The sequence below is a fragment of the Xenorhabdus mauleonii genome (genome assembly GCF_900113945.1).
GTDB lineage: Bacteria > Pseudomonadota > Gammaproteobacteria > Enterobacterales > Enterobacteriaceae > Xenorhabdus > Xenorhabdus mauleonii.
In genome coordinates this window covers 109,570-123,653 of the sequence record NZ_FORG01000001.1, presented here as the reverse complement: position 1 = coordinate 123,653, position 14,084 = coordinate 109,570, and the positions used below count along the sequence as shown (strand labels likewise).

Below are 14,084 nucleotides of genomic sequence, written 5' to 3'. Positions count from 1 at the left end.
ATGTTGATGGGGAGAGTTTAGCTCTCCCGTTTGTTCTGGCTATTTTAATCTTTCATTGAGATAGCGCTGATAATCAGGTACGCAAATATCTATTTTTGCCGAAAAAAGTGCTGAATGGATAAGGAAATCTGCCGTTGAACGATTTGTTGCAACAGGAATATTCCAAACTGTTGCCAGACGTAGCAGAGCCTTGACATCGGGATCATGGGGCACTGCATTCAAAGGATCCCAAAAAAAGATTAAAACATCGATTTTCCCTTCAGAAATCAAAGCACCAATTTGTTGGTCTCCACCCATCGGCCCACTCAACATATTAGTAATGGGCAACCCTGTTTCTTGCTGGATTAAATGTCCTGTCGTGCCTGTCGCAAATAGAACATGTTTTTCTAATAAATCCTTATGGATATTGACCCATGCCAGAAGGGATTTTTTGCAATGATCATGTGCTACAAGTGCGATTTTTTTTGATTCTGTCAAGGAGCGAACCGTTGATTCCATGGTGATACCTTTATTCGAATAAATTATTTACCATTTATTTAAAATGGCAAGATAATAAAAAAAGAACCGTGATTATCATAAACACTGTAGCAGATAAACCACATGAAAATCTCTGCTACATCATGGAGTAATGGTTAAAAGTAATATGGAGCTCCAATGAAAGATCAACACTTAGCGCATATTTTGGGAAATACCAAAATTATAGCATTGGTAGGCGCAAGCGAAAAAACAGATCGGCCAAGCTATAGGGTAATGAAATACTTGCTGAACCAAGGATATCAAGTGATTCCTGTCAGTCCCAAGTTAGCGGGAAAAACATTATTGGGTCAATCGGTTGTCAGCCAATTGGCAGATATAAAACAACCGGTTGATATGGTTGATGTATTTCGCAATGCAACAGCCGCTTATGGTGTTGCTGAAGAAGCTATCTCGATAGGGGCAAAAGTGCTTTGGTTACAAAAAGGCGTCATTAATGAAAAAGCAAAATCGCTGGCAGAGGATAAAGGGTTAGAAGTTGTGATGGATCGTTGCCCAAAAATAGAAATCCCACGCTTGGGAATGGAGAAATAAATAAGGCGATGACGATTTGTATTCACCACCTTACCGGAATGATTTAGTTATAACGATATAAAAAGAGTTTAATTTCGCAGCCGTGGAGCTAATAACTGACTACGGATAGATTCAGCCAATTCATCCAGAGAAGGCTGCTCCGGATGATCATCTGATGTTTCGTAGGTCAATTGAGCTTCGGCCAAATAAGTGTGGACAGGTTGCCCATCATCATCTTCCATCACAACGTGATACCACGGCGCTGAACGCAAGGTGGCATTAGATGCGATATCGTTGTCCTGTGGTTGTTCTAAAGAATATTCAGCATCAATATCTACAATAACACCTAAATAACCCAGCAATCTATGTCGTACTTGCTGGCCGATACCGAATTTGCTGGCGATCATCATAGTCACCTCCCGAGAAACCTTGCAATGATTCTTATATGAGGACAGTAAGGTAAATTTCAAGCGCACACCCGGTAGCCGGAATTTCTGCATGATTTTTGAAACCGAAGTGGCATGTGATCGCCACCCCATATTTTCAGGTTAGCTGTTGCGTATATAAAATACAATACCAAAAGTGGGATCAACGTTTCAAAGATCTTACTATCTCATTTGGGGAGGAAATGGCTATGACTCAATACAGTATTGCTATTTATGTTTACGGTCGGGTTCAAGGAGTTGGATTCCGTTATCAAACCTATCATTGGGCAAAGAAAAATAAGCTGGCTGGATATGTTCGTAATATGAGTGATGGCAGCGTTGAAATCGTTGCTTGCGGTAATGACGGACAAATCAAAATGTTAACCCATTGGCTGGAACAAGGAGGCCCAAAGGGTTCCCGAATTGATCATTTTCAATCTCAGCTTTGTGAAATAGAAGAGATGAATGATTTTAGCATCCGCCATTTAAAGACGGATGAGTAAATTAAATACATTTAACAGGTTTTGGGAGGCCGGCAATTTTTGTTGCTTGTTTTGCCGGCCCTTTGGGAAATAGTCGGTAGAGATAGCGGCTATTTCCTTTTTCTTCGCCATATTTTTGCGAGATAGCTTTGACTAACATGCGAATAGCAGGTGATGTATTAAATTCTTCATAGAACTCACGCACAAAGCGTATAACTTCCCAATGCTGCTCGGTTAAAATAATTGCTTCCTGCTCGGCAAGGAGGGGAGCCATTTCTTCTTGCCAATCACGGCTGTTTTTTAAATAACCTTGAGCATCCGTTTCGATCTCTCTACCTTGAAATACCAACATAATTTTCTGACCATCTAATAACGATGAGCGCAATTTAGCAAAAATCACCACTATTCCCAAGAAGGATTGCCAATTCTGCTGAATAAATAAACCAATAGATAGTAATATGAGTAAATTAACGGCAGTTGAACAGATAAGTGCTTTACAATAAGAACAGTGATGTTTATAGTGCACGACATCGCGGAGGGGTGGCCGAGCGGCTGAAGGCAGCGGTCTTGAAAACCGCCGATGGGAAACCATCCGAGAGTTCGAATCTCTCCTCCTCCGCCATCTACACTTCTACTAGCATATCCTAAAGTCTACTTTTCCCAGTAAAATCAAAGAAAATCCCCAAATTACACCCTACTGACGTCTACTAGCATCTATTGCAATGTACCCCAATCAGGGGGTATATATAGGGGTATATTTTTGTACCCCCTAAAAAAATACCCCCATTACTGTGAGGGGACGAGGATGCTAGGAACATGAAACTAACAGCTCGGCAAGTTGAAACAGTAAAACCCCAAGATAAAGATTTTAAGCTATCGGATGGCGGCGGTTTGTATCTGTTGATAAAGACAAACGGTTCTAAATATTGGAGATTAAAATACCGCATTGCAGGAAAAGAAAAACTGCTTGCTATTGGCACTTTTCCGCTTGTTACTTTGGCAGAAGCCAGAAAGAAACGTGATGAAGCGAAAAAAATGATAGCTGAGGGCATTGATCCCAATCAAGATAAAAAACAAAAGAAACTTGCGGCTCAGGGAGAAATCAATAACACCTTTGAGAGCATTGCACGTGAATGGTACGAACAGCGAAAGGACAGATGGTCAGTTGGTTATCGTATAGACATGATGAGTGCTTTTGAAAATGACGTCTTTCCTTATATTGGTCATCGGCCAATAACTGAAATCAAACCACTCGAACTGATGGAAGTTCTATCCAGAATGGAAAAACGGGGGCGCTACGGAGAAGTTAAAGAAAGTCCGTCAACGCTGTGGTGAAGTTTGGCGATACGCTATTATTACAGGTAGGGCTGAATATAATCCCGCTCCCGATCTTGCCAGTGCATTTATTCCCCACAAAAGAGAGCATTACCCCCATCTGAATGTTAATGAATTGCCTGAATTTTTAAAGTCTATTGATAAGCATATGGGTAGCCAAGTAGTTAGACATGCTTTGCGGATTCTAATTCTAACTGGATTGCGTCCGGGGGAATTAAGAAATCTTGAATGGAGTGAAGTTAATTTAGAAAAAAGAACAATAGAAATCTCTGCCGAAAGAATGAAAATGCGCAGACCGCATTGTGTGCCTTTATCTGCTCAGGTCGTGACTTTATTTCAACAGCTCATTCCAATTAGTGGTGATTATCAGTATGCATTTCCCAGCCGAACAAACTATAAAAAGCCTATTAGTGAAATGGCGATGAATGTCATGATGAAGCGTATGGGATATGGCGGCAGGGCGACAGGTCACGGATTCCGCCATGCTATGAGTACTATATTGCACGAGCAAGGCTATAACACTGCTTGGATTGAAATACAGCTTGCTCATGTTGATAAGAACAGCATTCGAGGGACTTACAATCACGCCCAATATCTGGATGGTCGCAGGGAAATGCTTCAATGGTATTCCGACTATATGGATACACTTGAATTAGATGAAAATGTGGCGCATGGCAAATTTATGAAACGTGCTTGATTGAATTATCTGAAAATAATCATTTACTATTAATACATAACTATTTATGGCTTCATATTAATCATAAATAGTTATCTTTGTAAACTGTAAGGCGTAATATCCTCTTTGTATGAAACGGATTACTATTCCTATGTGATGATCTCACATTGGAACTTCGCTTTAATTGTCCCTGTTCTAATAACGTCTAGAAAGATCAAATATAGATAAGCTAACAGGGAAAACCACAAGTCAATAATTACCACATCTAAAGAAAGTCTTATTCGTTTATCAGAAGTCCAACGTAGAATAGGTTACAGTAAGGCGTGGATTTATAGACTTATCGGAGAAGATAAATTCCCGAAACAAATCAAAATTGGCACTCGCTCAGTTGCTTTTCTTGAATCAGAAGTTGATGGTTGGATAGCTCAACGAATTTCTGAATCTCGCGGTGAAATGTAATAAGAAAATATATTTTCAGCATAATCAAAAAGCACAAAAATAAAAAAATCATGAATAATAAAAATACGGATAATAACCGTTACGGATATCCTTACGTCAAAAATCAGGAAAACGATATTTTAATTATCGAGACAGCAATTAGTTGGGCTGAAAAAGAAAAGGATAACATAACAGATGCTACCCTTAGCCTATTCTCTTTAAGAGAGGTAGTTAATCATTGGTCTTATTGTCGATTAGCTGACTATTGTTCAGATGATGCTTTTGCCTTGCGCTGGCGGCGTTTGATCTCACCCTTCATTGCAGCAACAATAAAACCAGCATTGCTTTCACCATTTATTTTAACCTGTTCCATATCTTCCATGACTTCATGTGGTATGCGAACAGTAGTCATTTGTGATTTTGCATTCTTCGCACCAGTTGCCATTACTGAATCCTCTGTGATTTGGTGTATTTCATTATACATAAAAAGTAAACCGGAAAAAGTATTGACGTTTATTTCACCCAAGGATAAAGTGAAATACACCTTGATGCTTTCAAGGCAGAAAACAACAACGCCCCGAAGTGCTACCAACACTATCGAGGCGTCTAACCACAACGTAAAGGAGACTTACGCAATGGCTGGCATACAGCATACCCAAACTCGCCCTAAATTTACATGCCTAATTCATTCCCAGCGCCTTATCATCATTCTGGCGGTTATTTCCTTCCTGAGATCCGTTTCCCGTCAGGAGGTGCGCCGTGGGTAAAAAAACTCTTTCATTAAAACAGGCAGAGTATCGCACTCAGTTAGCAGCCTCTGTTTTCACGTTTATTCTCGAAAAGTCACCGGAAGAATGCACCATTGAACTCAATAACCTGATCTTGCTGGCGCGTGATATTAATCAAGAAATACAGCAAGCATTGTTGAAACATACACCACAGCCCTTGTTGATGGCATTGTTAGGTTATGTGGTGAACAGACATCAGAACGCGATACCGTTAGATCAAGCTATGTATCGGGCAGGGCTAGCCATATCATTATTTGAGGTCATTCTTGACAAAATCGGCAGGGATTGTTCCGAAGAACTGCGCGATTTGCTCGCGCTGGCCTGTGATTTTAACCAAGACGTTTATTACGCACTGTGTGCGGCTGTCTATGGGGAGGAATAGATCATGAGTCATTCCTCTTCAAAACATACGGACAACCGCCCGATAAACGTTATCCGAACCGTGAAACAATCCGCCATGAATCACTGGCAAAGCCTATTGCCCGCCTGTGGTATTGACGTTCCGGCAAAAGGGAAGCATGGCGCTTGTCCGATATGCGGCGGTACTGACCGTTTTCACTTTATAGACGATAACCATCACGGCGATTGGCATTGTCGCCAGTGTGATCAGCCCAATCATGGTGATGGTCTGGATTTAGTGGCAAGAACTAAAGGTATCACTATTCTAACCGCTGCTAAGCAGGTTGCTGATGTGCTGGCAATGCCGTTACCTGAACTCAAACCAGTTAAAGAGCAGCCTCGAACAATGAAACCCATTGCGGAACGGATCGCGGTGCTGGTGGCAAAATCGATAAGGGGAGAATCTCAGTATCTGGCGAAAAAAGGGCTGCATTGCCCCAATCAGCGATTATTGCAGGATTCTCTATTGCTGGTAACGCAAACGCTGGACGGCACTATTACGGGTGCCCAGACCATCAAGCCAAACGGTGAAAAGTACCTTGTCTCCGGCACACGAAAGAAAGGGAGTGTTATTCCGGTATGTGAAATTGCCGGAATGCCAGACACCATAATCATTACCGAAGGTTATGCTACGGCGCTGACTATCCGCCAGTTACATAATGGCGCGGTGCTGGCTGCGATTGATGAAAGTAATTTACTGAATGTTGCTGGATTGGTCAGAAAGCAGTGGCCTGCATCGAAAATTATCCTTGCGGCTGACAATGACTGGCACGAGCCGGAAGAACGGGACAAAAACGGCAAGCTTAAAAAGCCGCCAAAACTATCAATGGCTGGGTAACGTTACCGCCAACGGAATATAAAGCCGACTGGGACGATTATCGTCAACGTCACGGTATAGAGGCAGCAAAGCAGGCATTCAGCAACGGGTTATATCAGATTGGGGAGAAAAAACTCATGGAAGCAGAAGCGGCAGTGATCCACGAAACGAAGCCCAAAAAGGCCACTAACAATCTGGCACAAATGGCAGCCAGTCAGCGCGGGGCATTATTGGTTGAGCATTACCAAAAAATTGCGGTACATGCTGAAAGCGAAGCCGTTTATCACTATAACGGCACGACATGGGAAACCCTTTCAGATAATGAGCTGCGTCGCGCAATGGTGGCAATCTTTGACCAGCACGACACCCCTTATAGCCCGAATGGTATCAATAACGCTATCTGTGCCATGAAATTACAAATTCTGGTTATTGGCGAACAACGGTCGGATTTAATCGGATTCAGCAATGGCGTGTATGCGTTATCGACACAACAATTTGCCCCTCACCAGTCGGAACATTGGCTCATAAACCATAATGGCATTGAGTTTACCCAGCCCACTATCGGCGAAAACTTGCCGGATCATGCTCCTGACTTTTATCGCTGGCTATCCCATGCGGCGGGGCAGAATGAAAACAAGATGAATCGCATCAAAGCTGCCTTGCTTATGATTTTGGCAAACCGTTATGACTGGCAGCTATTTATTGAAGTGACAGGCGAAGGTGGCAGCGGTAAAAGTGTGTTTACTTATATCGCGACCTTATTAGCAGGCGAACATAACACCGCCAGTGGCAATATGAGAGCGCTGGATGAAGCCAGAGGCCGTTATCAGTTTGTCGGCAAGAGCTTAATTACGCTGCCCGATCAGGTTAAATATGTGGGTGAAGGCGCAGGCATTAAGGCCATTACAGGCGGCGACCTGATTGAAGTTGACGGAAAATACGAGAAGCAATTTTCTACTATCATCAAAGCCGTGGTATTAGCCACCAATAACGAACCGATGAGCTTTACCGAACGCAATGGCGGTATTGCACGGCGGCGGGTGATATTCCCGTTTAATATTCCGGTCAAAGAGTCCGAGAAAGACCCACAATTGCCGGAGAAAATCAGTCGGGAACTGCCTGTAATTATTCGTCACTTGTTAAACGAATTTGCCGACCAGAATAAGGCTAAGAAACTACTACAGGCGCAACGCGACTCGAACGAAGCGTTAACGGTAAAGAGTCATTCCGATCCGCTGTATCGCTTTTGTGGTTATTTGGTGTCTGTCAATGATACAACTGGGATGAAGATGGGGAATAAAAATATCAGCCCACGGGCACCGCGTATTTATCTTTATCATGCCTATTTATCTTTTATGGAAGCGCACGAATTTGAACGGCCGTTAACCCTGACAAAATTTGGTGATTCAATCCCCAAGATTATGCAGGAATACCGGAAGGACTATCGAAAAGTCAGGACAAAGCAAGGTTATTCGTATAACGTGGCGTTATCCGAAGAGGCCGAAGAATGGCTTCCGGCAGTGCCTGAACTGCGCAGAGGTTAACCCCCAGATAAACTTTTGGTGTTAACTGTACACCCTGTGCACAAAATAGAATAATCATATGATATTAAAGGTAAAAATAAGGTGTATAGTTATCTTTTAACTGTGCACTAACTATACACCCTATACATCGGTTATTTATCGTCAGGGTGAACAGTCGTGCACAGTTGGTGTATATCATATACACCGCCACAAACTCAGGCAGGACAAGGCATTCAGAGGTAAATGCACAGGGTATACAGTTGAGAGGGACAAAAAGATTTTCAGGGGGGTATCTTCTGGCAGGCAAATAAAAGCCGGATGAATCTAAGAAGATAAATTTAGTACATCAATTTGTTTTTTTATTAGGGTACTATCTGAAATTTAAATTAGGTAATTATCTGATTTTATTTAAGAAGAGAGGTTAATCACAATTTTGCGGGTGTGCTTTTATCCACGCTGGAATAGATAAATATTGCTGTTATATCCTGTTTAATTGATGCTATATGGAAATCGTGACACAAATCACTTTATTGTTACATGCCTTAATAGTAATTAATGAAATTATTCATGACGAATATTATGGAGAATTGAGGAATGACACATAAGAAATATAATTCCACTTGGGATGGCTATATGGGGGATGTTTTAAGGGGGAATGTGGGAATTAATCAGCTAAAGCCTCAACATGAATTTTTTGATGCTATTGGTTTAGAAAAAGTATTGAGGGATAATACCCAGTATCACTTTGTTCTCACATTATCAGAAGCTCAAAGCATTATTGAGGATATTAGTCCTCGCCGTCCACAAAGTCCAAATCATGGAGAAGCATTTGCAAGAGGTATGAACGAAAAACACCTAAATTATGAAGAAGCATTTGCAAGAGGTACGGACGCAGGATACAAGAAAAAAAATCCTATAGCGCGTGTATTTTCTGTCACTGATCCCATATCTACTTATGCAGGAAATATCTATGATTCACGTGGATTCCATGATGTTGTTCGAGAATTTAAGAGCTTAGGCATTAAAGCGGCAGAACATGTAGGAAAAAATGGGGAAAAGTATATTCACATATCAGGGCATGCAGGTCTTCGGAGTCGTATCATGGGGACACGATATCGTGCCAAAAATCCCCAAATGCTTGGAATGGGAATAGGGCAGCAGGGTCTTAATGCAAGCGTTGTTCAAGGAGTTAGATTCTCCATCATTTTTTCTATTGGATATCGAGTAATAGAAAGTATTTTTAAGGATGAATATACGCTAGCCGATTTTCTTGGAAATGTAACCATGGATATGGCTAAAACTGCTATTATAGCGACAGCCTCTTGGGCTGTCGGTTCAGCTTTAATTGCTACAGCCGCTTTAGGTGGCAGTATAATTGCTGTTGCGGGAATAGTTCTACTTGCTGGTTTTGCAGTGGCTTATATTTTAGATGCTCTTGATAAGCAATATGGGATAAGTGAAAAATTAATAGCACTCATAAAAGAAGAAATGAAGAGAAAACCAAGAACACCGGAAGCGGATTTACAGCATTTTTTTAATGAATTAGGAAGGATTAGGTGAATAGTAAATACCTTAAAGCATTAGGTGTGCTAATATTATTATTGTTAATGACATTTATAGTTGCTTTCATTATTGGCGATGCTGTTTCATTAATATTAATGAAAGATGAAATAAGATTTTCTGCCACTGTTGTCATGGTTGTTATGTCTTCACCTCTATTATTATATTCGTTATCAGGCTCTGTTTTTTTCTTTATCTTTGATAGATTACCTAAATTTAACAAGTTAGTTGTTAAATATCTTAGTAGGTTGATGATTGCATCATTTATAATTGGTTTTCCTATCTCTTTTTATGTTGATTATAAGTTAAAAAGCGATGGTTATCTGACATGCGATAAATTATCGTGGATGTCACCAACCACCTATGTAAAAGATTTATCACTGTGTAAATGAAAGATTTTGTAAATGTTTCGTCCTCATGTTTTCGCAAGTTTAGCCTCTGAATTTCAGGGGCTTTTTTATCATTTTTCATGATGCTAAATAGTGTTTTAAGCAGAATAACCAACCGTAAAACACCATGAAAAAGCTACTCGAATTACGCCAACAAAAGGCTTCCCTTACCGAACAAATGCGTTCACTGCTCACCAACGCTGAAAACGAAAAGCGTTCACTCAATGCCGATGAAGCCAAATAGTTCGATGAGCTGCGCAGCCAGTCCGACACGCTGAATACTGAAATTGCCCGTTATGAAGCATTGGCTGATGAAGAACGCAGTCAGGTAAAGGCACAACCGACCAGCAAAAAACTCAGCAATGATGAACTGCGCCACTATGTTCTGACTGGCGAGGCTCGTTCCTTATCTATGGGCGTTCCGTCAGACGGTGGCTATACCTTTATCCCTGAGCTGAACAAACAGATCATGAAGCAACTGACAGATGAGTCAGTCATGCGCCGTATCTGTACGGTAAAAACCACACGTAGCAACGAATACAAACAGCTTGTTTTGGTCGGTGGCGCAGCCGTGGCACACGGGGAAGAAGGCAAGTCACGCCATGAAACCACAACGCCGAAAATGGAAGAAGTCAGCATTAAACTGTTTCCCATTTACGCCTACCCCAAGACAACCCAAGAGATTATCGATTTTAGCGATGTGGATATCTTAGGTTGGCTGACTTCTGAAATTGCCGACACATTCGTTGATACCGAAGAAACGGGTCTCGTGAGCGGTGACGGCAGCAAGAAAGCAAAAGGCTTTCTGTCTTATCCCCGTGATACCCAAGCCGACAAGATTCGTGCATTTGGCACATTGCAAAAACTGGAAGTGGCCGAACTTTCAGCGGATAACCTGATTGACCTGAAATTCTTACTCAAAAATAAATACCGTAAAAATGCCGTCTGGGTGATGAACTCCAGCACAGCCGCTCAGGTACAGAAGCTGAAAAACGGCAATGGTGATTATATCTGGCGGGAACGTTTACAGGCGGGTGATCCCGATATGCTGCTGGGCTTGCCTGTCCATTACCTCGAATTTATGCCAGAGGGTGTGATCGGTCTGGGTGATTTCAAGCGCGGCTATTTCATTGTTGACCATGAAACGGGCATTCGTACCCGTCCTGACAATATCACCGAGCCGGGATGTTATAAGGTACATACCGATAAATATCTGGGCGGCGGGCTGGTGGATCCCAACGCAATTAAGGTACTGGAAGTGAAAGCACCCGGCAACTAAGCAGAAGGGGTATCGCGCCCCTTTCCAAGCCTTGGAGTCCATCAATGAAGAATGATTTTGAAATCCGCACCGCTTCACTGTCTGCCAGCAATAAGACGCTGACAGGTTATGTGATTAAGTGGAACAGCCGATCCCATGTGTTGTGTGATGAATTTGTCGAACAATTTGCCCCGAATGCGTTTAACGCCAGCTTAGCGGCAGGGGCTGATATCAGGGCATTGTACGAGCATGACCCGATGAACCTGTTAGGCCGTACCACGTCCGGCACATTGCAACTTGTTGAAGATGCCATCGGATTACGCTTCGAACTAACCCCACCAGATACGCAATTAGGGCACGATGTATTAACACTGGTTGAACGCGGGGATATACAAGGCATGTCCTTTGGTTTTCGTGCCATTAAAGATCAGTGGGATACAGACCAAACACCTTATATCAGAACCGTATTGGAGGCTGAATTACGGGAAATCACCATAACCAGCTTACCTGCCTATCCTGAAAGTGGCGTAGAGATTGCTAGGCGTTCACTGAATGCCGCTAAGCCCTGTCATGTGGATTTGCGTCATTACTGGTTGCAACTGTCCGAGGTGTAACCATGTGGCCTTTTACGCGAAAAACGCCTGAAACCCGCAGCATGGGTATTGATGAGTTTCTTTCACTGGCAGGCATGGCTAATACCAAATCAGGCGAACATGTTTCTCCGTCTACGGCAGAAGGGTTACCCGCTGTGATGAACGCCGTTACCGTCATTAGTGAAGCGGTGGCCTCCATGCCTTGCTACCTCTATCGGGTTCAACACCAGAACGGCAAAGAAACCCGCGAATGGTTGAGTGATCACCCCGTTGATTATTTACTCAATGAGTGCCCGAATGACTGCCAGACGCCGTACCAGTTCAAAAGAACCCTGATGCGTCATTGCCTGCTGAATGGCAATGCGTATGCGGTGATTGTTTGGGGGCGGGATGGGCAGCCGCAATCCTTACATCCTTACCTGCCATCAGCAGTCGTACCACAACGATTATCCGATCATCGGTTCGCGTATACCATCACCGAGCCTTATAGCGGTAAGGTTAAAACCTATTTACAGGAAGAAGTGTTACATTTGCGCTATGCCACCGAAGATGGCTTTTTGGGGCGTTCTCCCGTCACGGTTTGCCGTGAAACACTGAGCTTAGGTCTGGCACAACAGCGCCACGGCGCAAGCATTATGAAAGACGGCATGATGGCGGCGGGAGTAATTAAAGCCGCTGACTGGCTGGATGGGATAAAGGGAAGTAAAGCACTGGAAGCCCTCGAACGCTACAAGGGTGCTCGCAACGCTGGGAAAACGCCGATCCTTGAAGGTGGGATGGAATACCAACAATTAGGCATGAGTAACCAAGATGCAGAATGGCTGGCCTCCCGCCGTTTCACCATTGACGATATCGCCCGTATGTTCAATGTCAGCCCGATCTTTCTGCAAGAATATTCGAACAGCACCTACAGCAATTTCAGCGAAGCCTCACGCGCTTTTCTGACCATCACTATGCGCCCGTGGCTCGCCAATTTTGAGCAGCAAATCAAAGCGGCCTTACTAATGACTTCGGCAAAGCGGGGTGTTCGTTATCAAGTCGAATTTGACACTGCCGACTTACTGCGTGCCAATCCGAAAGAACGTTTCCAGAGCTATGAGACGGCGATTAAATCCGGTGTCATGTCACCGAATGAAGCCCGCGAACGTGAGGGATTATCGCCGCGTGACGGTGGCGATGAATTCAGTCAGGCATGGAAGCAAACGGTCGAAGTGAAAGAAACAGCGGAGGCCAAGGAATGAGAGCAGGCAGATTACGACATCGGATCACCATTCGAAAGAATGAAATCATTCGTGATGAGCTGGGTTCTGAGTTCTACAAGTGGATTGATGTTGCTACCGTCTGGGCAGAGGTGAAAGCTATTAGCGGACACGAGAAGTTGGCCTCCGGTGCTATTTTCGCCGAAGCCACAATGCGTATTTGGCTGCGTTACCGTGATGATATTACGACAGCTAATAATATTACCTATCATGGCGCAAATACCAGAGGAACGGCATTCGACATTGTAGCGGTTATCCCCGATCCCAAACATACTCGTTTGGAGCTGCTTTGTAAGGGAGGTGTTTTCCGATGAGCCAGATTGCAATTCCCCTGAGTGAAATCAGGCAACATTGTCGATTGGATGAAAGCGATACCCTTGATGATGCGTTATTAATGGCTTATGCCGAAGCCGCACTGGAGGTCTGCCAGCAACATATCGGCAAGCGGTTTGATAATGGCTTGGCTTTCACACCAGCAATCAAGGTGGGTTGTCTGCTTTATATCGGCTTGCTGTATGAAAATCGGGAAATGGCAACAGACATTGCTCTTAAAGAAGTCCCGTTCACCATTAAATCACTGTGGTCTATCTATCGTGATGTGGGTGTCTACTGATGCCGTGGCAACCCTTAAAACGCTGTAGCTATCCGAACTGCCGTGAGCGGGTGAAATCAGGGCGATATGCGAGCAACACCTGCGGGAGGCCAGACGAGCGCAGGATAAGCAACGCGGCACCCGCACCCAGCGCAGCTACAGCAATCGATGGGGACGCTATCGGCTGCACTACCTGAAAGCTAACCCGTTATGTGTTCATTGCTTACCGCAGGGTATTTACACACCTGCCATCATTGTGGATCACATCATCCCGATACAGGGTGATACTGATGTGCTGTTCTGGTCTGCATCGAACCATCAGGCATTATGCCAGACCTGCCATAACCGCAAGACCGTACAGACCGACCCCATCATCAAAGCGAAGCGCAAACAAGGGATCTATCGGCAACAGGAAATCGAAGCGGCAAAGTATCGTGACTTTTTTAACAAAAGAATAATCACTCACTGAAATAACGGGGTGGGGGTATCAAAATGACAAATGT

At 43.5% G+C, this 14,084-nt stretch carries 14 protein-coding genes, 1 tRNA gene and 5 pseudogenes; 16 read left to right on the top strand and 4 right to left on the bottom strand.

All coding sequences use genetic code 11. The features are described 5' to 3' along the window. Positions 1-39 precede the first annotated feature (39 nt). Complete coding sequence (gene mgsA, locus BM100_RS00570) at positions 40-498, bottom strand: methylglyoxal synthase (RefSeq protein ID WP_092507099.1); 459 nt, start codon at positions 496-498, stop codon at positions 40-42. A 156-nt stretch (positions 499-654) separates the two neighbouring features. On the opposite strand from mgsA, the gene BM100_RS00565 reads away from it, so the two are divergent. After that, entirely contained in the window at positions 655-1,068 is a 414-nt protein-coding gene (locus tag BM100_RS00565; protein WP_092507098.1) for a CoA-binding protein, read from the top strand. A gap of 68 nt (positions 1,069-1,136) precedes the next feature. Here the strand turns inward: BM100_RS00565 and hspQ are convergent, their stop codons facing one another. Next, complete coding sequence (gene hspQ / locus BM100_RS00560) at positions 1,137-1,454, bottom strand: heat shock protein HspQ (protein ID WP_092507097.1); 318 nt, start codon at positions 1,452-1,454, stop codon at positions 1,137-1,139. Positions 1,455-1,681: 227 nt separating this feature from the next. On the opposite strand from hspQ, the gene yccX reads away from it, so the two are divergent. Beyond that, the gene (gene yccX / locus BM100_RS00555; RefSeq protein ID WP_092507096.1) at positions 1,682-1,975 is read left to right on the top strand and encodes an acylphosphatase; all 294 of its coding nucleotides are present in this window, start codon (positions 1,682-1,684) and stop codon (positions 1,973-1,975) included. A 1-nt stretch (position 1,976) separates the two neighbouring features. Here the strand turns inward: yccX and tusE are convergent, their stop codons facing one another. After that, a complete protein-coding gene (gene tusE, locus BM100_RS00550) occupies positions 1,977-2,480 on the bottom strand; it encodes a sulfurtransferase TusE (protein WP_153044889.1) in 504 nt (167 codons plus the stop codon). Positions 2,481-2,488: 8 nt separating this feature from the next. Between tusE and BM100_RS00545 the strand changes: the two genes are divergently transcribed. The 3 genes and pseudogenes from BM100_RS00545 (at position 2,489) to BM100_RS00535 (ending at position 4,424) form a co-directional block, all read left to right on the top strand. Continuing rightward, positions 2,489-2,576 (top strand) — tRNA-Ser (locus BM100_RS00545). 194 nt (positions 2,577-2,770) lie between these two features. Next, positions 2,771-3,986 (top strand): annotated as a pseudogene (locus BM100_RS00540) (tyrosine-type recombinase/integrase). A gap of 231 nt (positions 3,987-4,217) precedes the next feature. After that, positions 4,218-4,424 carry a helix-turn-helix transcriptional regulator gene (locus BM100_RS00535; protein WP_092507310.1) on the top strand — a complete coding sequence of 69 codons (207 nt, stop codon included), beginning with the start codon at positions 4,218-4,220 and terminating at the stop codon, positions 4,422-4,424. 250 nt (positions 4,425-4,674) lie between these two features. Here BM100_RS00535 and BM100_RS23925 read toward each other — a convergent pair. Next, positions 4,675-4,848 (bottom strand): annotated as a pseudogene (locus BM100_RS23925) (YlcI/YnfO family protein); the annotation flags it as partial. Between the two features lie 61 nt (positions 4,849-4,909). Between BM100_RS23925 and BM100_RS23770 the strand changes: the two are divergent. The 11 genes and pseudogenes from BM100_RS23770 to BM100_RS00480 all read left to right on the top strand — a co-directional run bounded on the left by BM100_RS23770 (position 4,910) and on the right by BM100_RS00480 (position 14,050). Beyond that, on the top strand, positions 4,910-5,170 hold the full coding sequence (locus tag BM100_RS23770) for a hypothetical protein (protein WP_280521797.1): 261 nt from the start codon (positions 4,910-4,912) through the stop codon (positions 5,168-5,170). After that, positions 5,163-5,573 (top strand): hypothetical protein, encoded by a 411-nt coding sequence (locus tag BM100_RS00525; protein ID WP_092507093.1) that lies wholly within the window; start codon positions 5,163-5,165, stop codon positions 5,571-5,573. Before BM100_RS23770 ends, BM100_RS00525 begins: the two co-directional genes overlap by 8 nt. A gap of 3 nt (positions 5,574-5,576) precedes the next feature. Beyond that, a pseudogene (locus BM100_RS00520) lies at positions 5,577-7,951 on the top strand (primase-like DNA-binding domain-containing protein). A gap of 573 nt (positions 7,952-8,524) precedes the next feature. Continuing rightward, positions 8,525-9,490 (top strand): hypothetical protein, encoded by a 966-nt coding sequence (locus BM100_RS00515; protein ID WP_092507092.1) that lies wholly within the window; start codon positions 8,525-8,527, stop codon positions 9,488-9,490. Next, positions 9,487-9,882, top strand: a complete 396-nt coding sequence (locus BM100_RS00510) for a DUF1240 domain-containing protein (protein ID WP_092507091.1) — start codon at positions 9,487-9,489, stop codon at positions 9,880-9,882. The genes BM100_RS00515 and BM100_RS00510 overlap by 4 nt, the downstream gene beginning before the upstream one ends. Before the next feature lie 124 nt (positions 9,883-10,006). Next, positions 10,007-11,158: pseudogene (locus BM100_RS00505) on the top strand (phage major capsid protein). Positions 11,159-11,202: 44 nt separating this feature from the next. Next, positions 11,203-11,751 (top strand): HK97 family phage prohead protease, encoded by a 549-nt coding sequence (locus BM100_RS00500; RefSeq protein WP_092507090.1) that lies wholly within the window; start codon positions 11,203-11,205, stop codon positions 11,749-11,751. Positions 11,752-11,753: 2 nt separating this feature from the next. Then, positions 11,754-12,971 (top strand): phage portal protein, encoded by a 1,218-nt coding sequence (locus tag BM100_RS00495; protein WP_092507089.1) that lies wholly within the window; start codon positions 11,754-11,756, stop codon positions 12,969-12,971. Further along, positions 12,968-13,303 (top strand): phage head closure protein, encoded by a 336-nt coding sequence (locus tag BM100_RS00490; protein WP_092507088.1) that lies wholly within the window; start codon positions 12,968-12,970, stop codon positions 13,301-13,303. Before BM100_RS00495 ends, BM100_RS00490 begins: the two co-directional genes overlap by 4 nt. Next, complete coding sequence (locus BM100_RS00485) at positions 13,300-13,602, top strand: head-tail connector protein (RefSeq protein WP_092507087.1); 303 nt, start codon at positions 13,300-13,302, stop codon at positions 13,600-13,602. The genes BM100_RS00490 and BM100_RS00485 overlap by 4 nt, the downstream gene beginning before the upstream one ends. Continuing rightward, a pseudogene (locus BM100_RS00480) lies at positions 13,602-14,050 on the top strand (HNH endonuclease signature motif containing protein). Before BM100_RS00485 ends, BM100_RS00480 begins: the two are co-directional and overlap by 1 nt. Positions 14,051-14,084 lie beyond the last annotated feature (34 nt).

Coding starts and splice junctions, on each gene's coding strand:
- mgsA (WP_092507099.1), bottom strand. CDS start 498: ATGGAATCAACGGTTCGCTCCTTGACAGAATCAAAAAAAATCGCACTT.
- BM100_RS00565 (WP_092507098.1), top strand. CDS start 655: ATGAAAGATCAACACTTAGCGCATATTTTGGGAAATACCAAAATTATA.
- hspQ (WP_092507097.1), bottom strand. CDS start 1,454: ATGATCGCCAGCAAATTCGGTATCGGCCAGCAAGTACGACATAGATTG.
- yccX (WP_092507096.1), top strand. CDS start 1,682: ATGACTCAATACAGTATTGCTATTTATGTTTACGGTCGGGTTCAAGGA.
- BM100_RS00515 (WP_092507092.1), top strand. CDS start 8,525: ATGACACATAAGAAATATAATTCCACTTGGGATGGCTATATGGGGGAT.
- BM100_RS00500 (WP_092507090.1), top strand. CDS start 11,203: ATGAAGAATGATTTTGAAATCCGCACCGCTTCACTGTCTGCCAGCAAT.
- BM100_RS00495 (WP_092507089.1), top strand. CDS start 11,754: ATGTGGCCTTTTACGCGAAAAACGCCTGAAACCCGCAGCATGGGTATT.
- BM100_RS00490 (WP_092507088.1), top strand. CDS start 12,968: ATGAGAGCAGGCAGATTACGACATCGGATCACCATTCGAAAGAATGAA.
- BM100_RS00485 (WP_092507087.1), top strand. CDS start 13,300: ATGAGCCAGATTGCAATTCCCCTGAGTGAAATCAGGCAACATTGTCGA.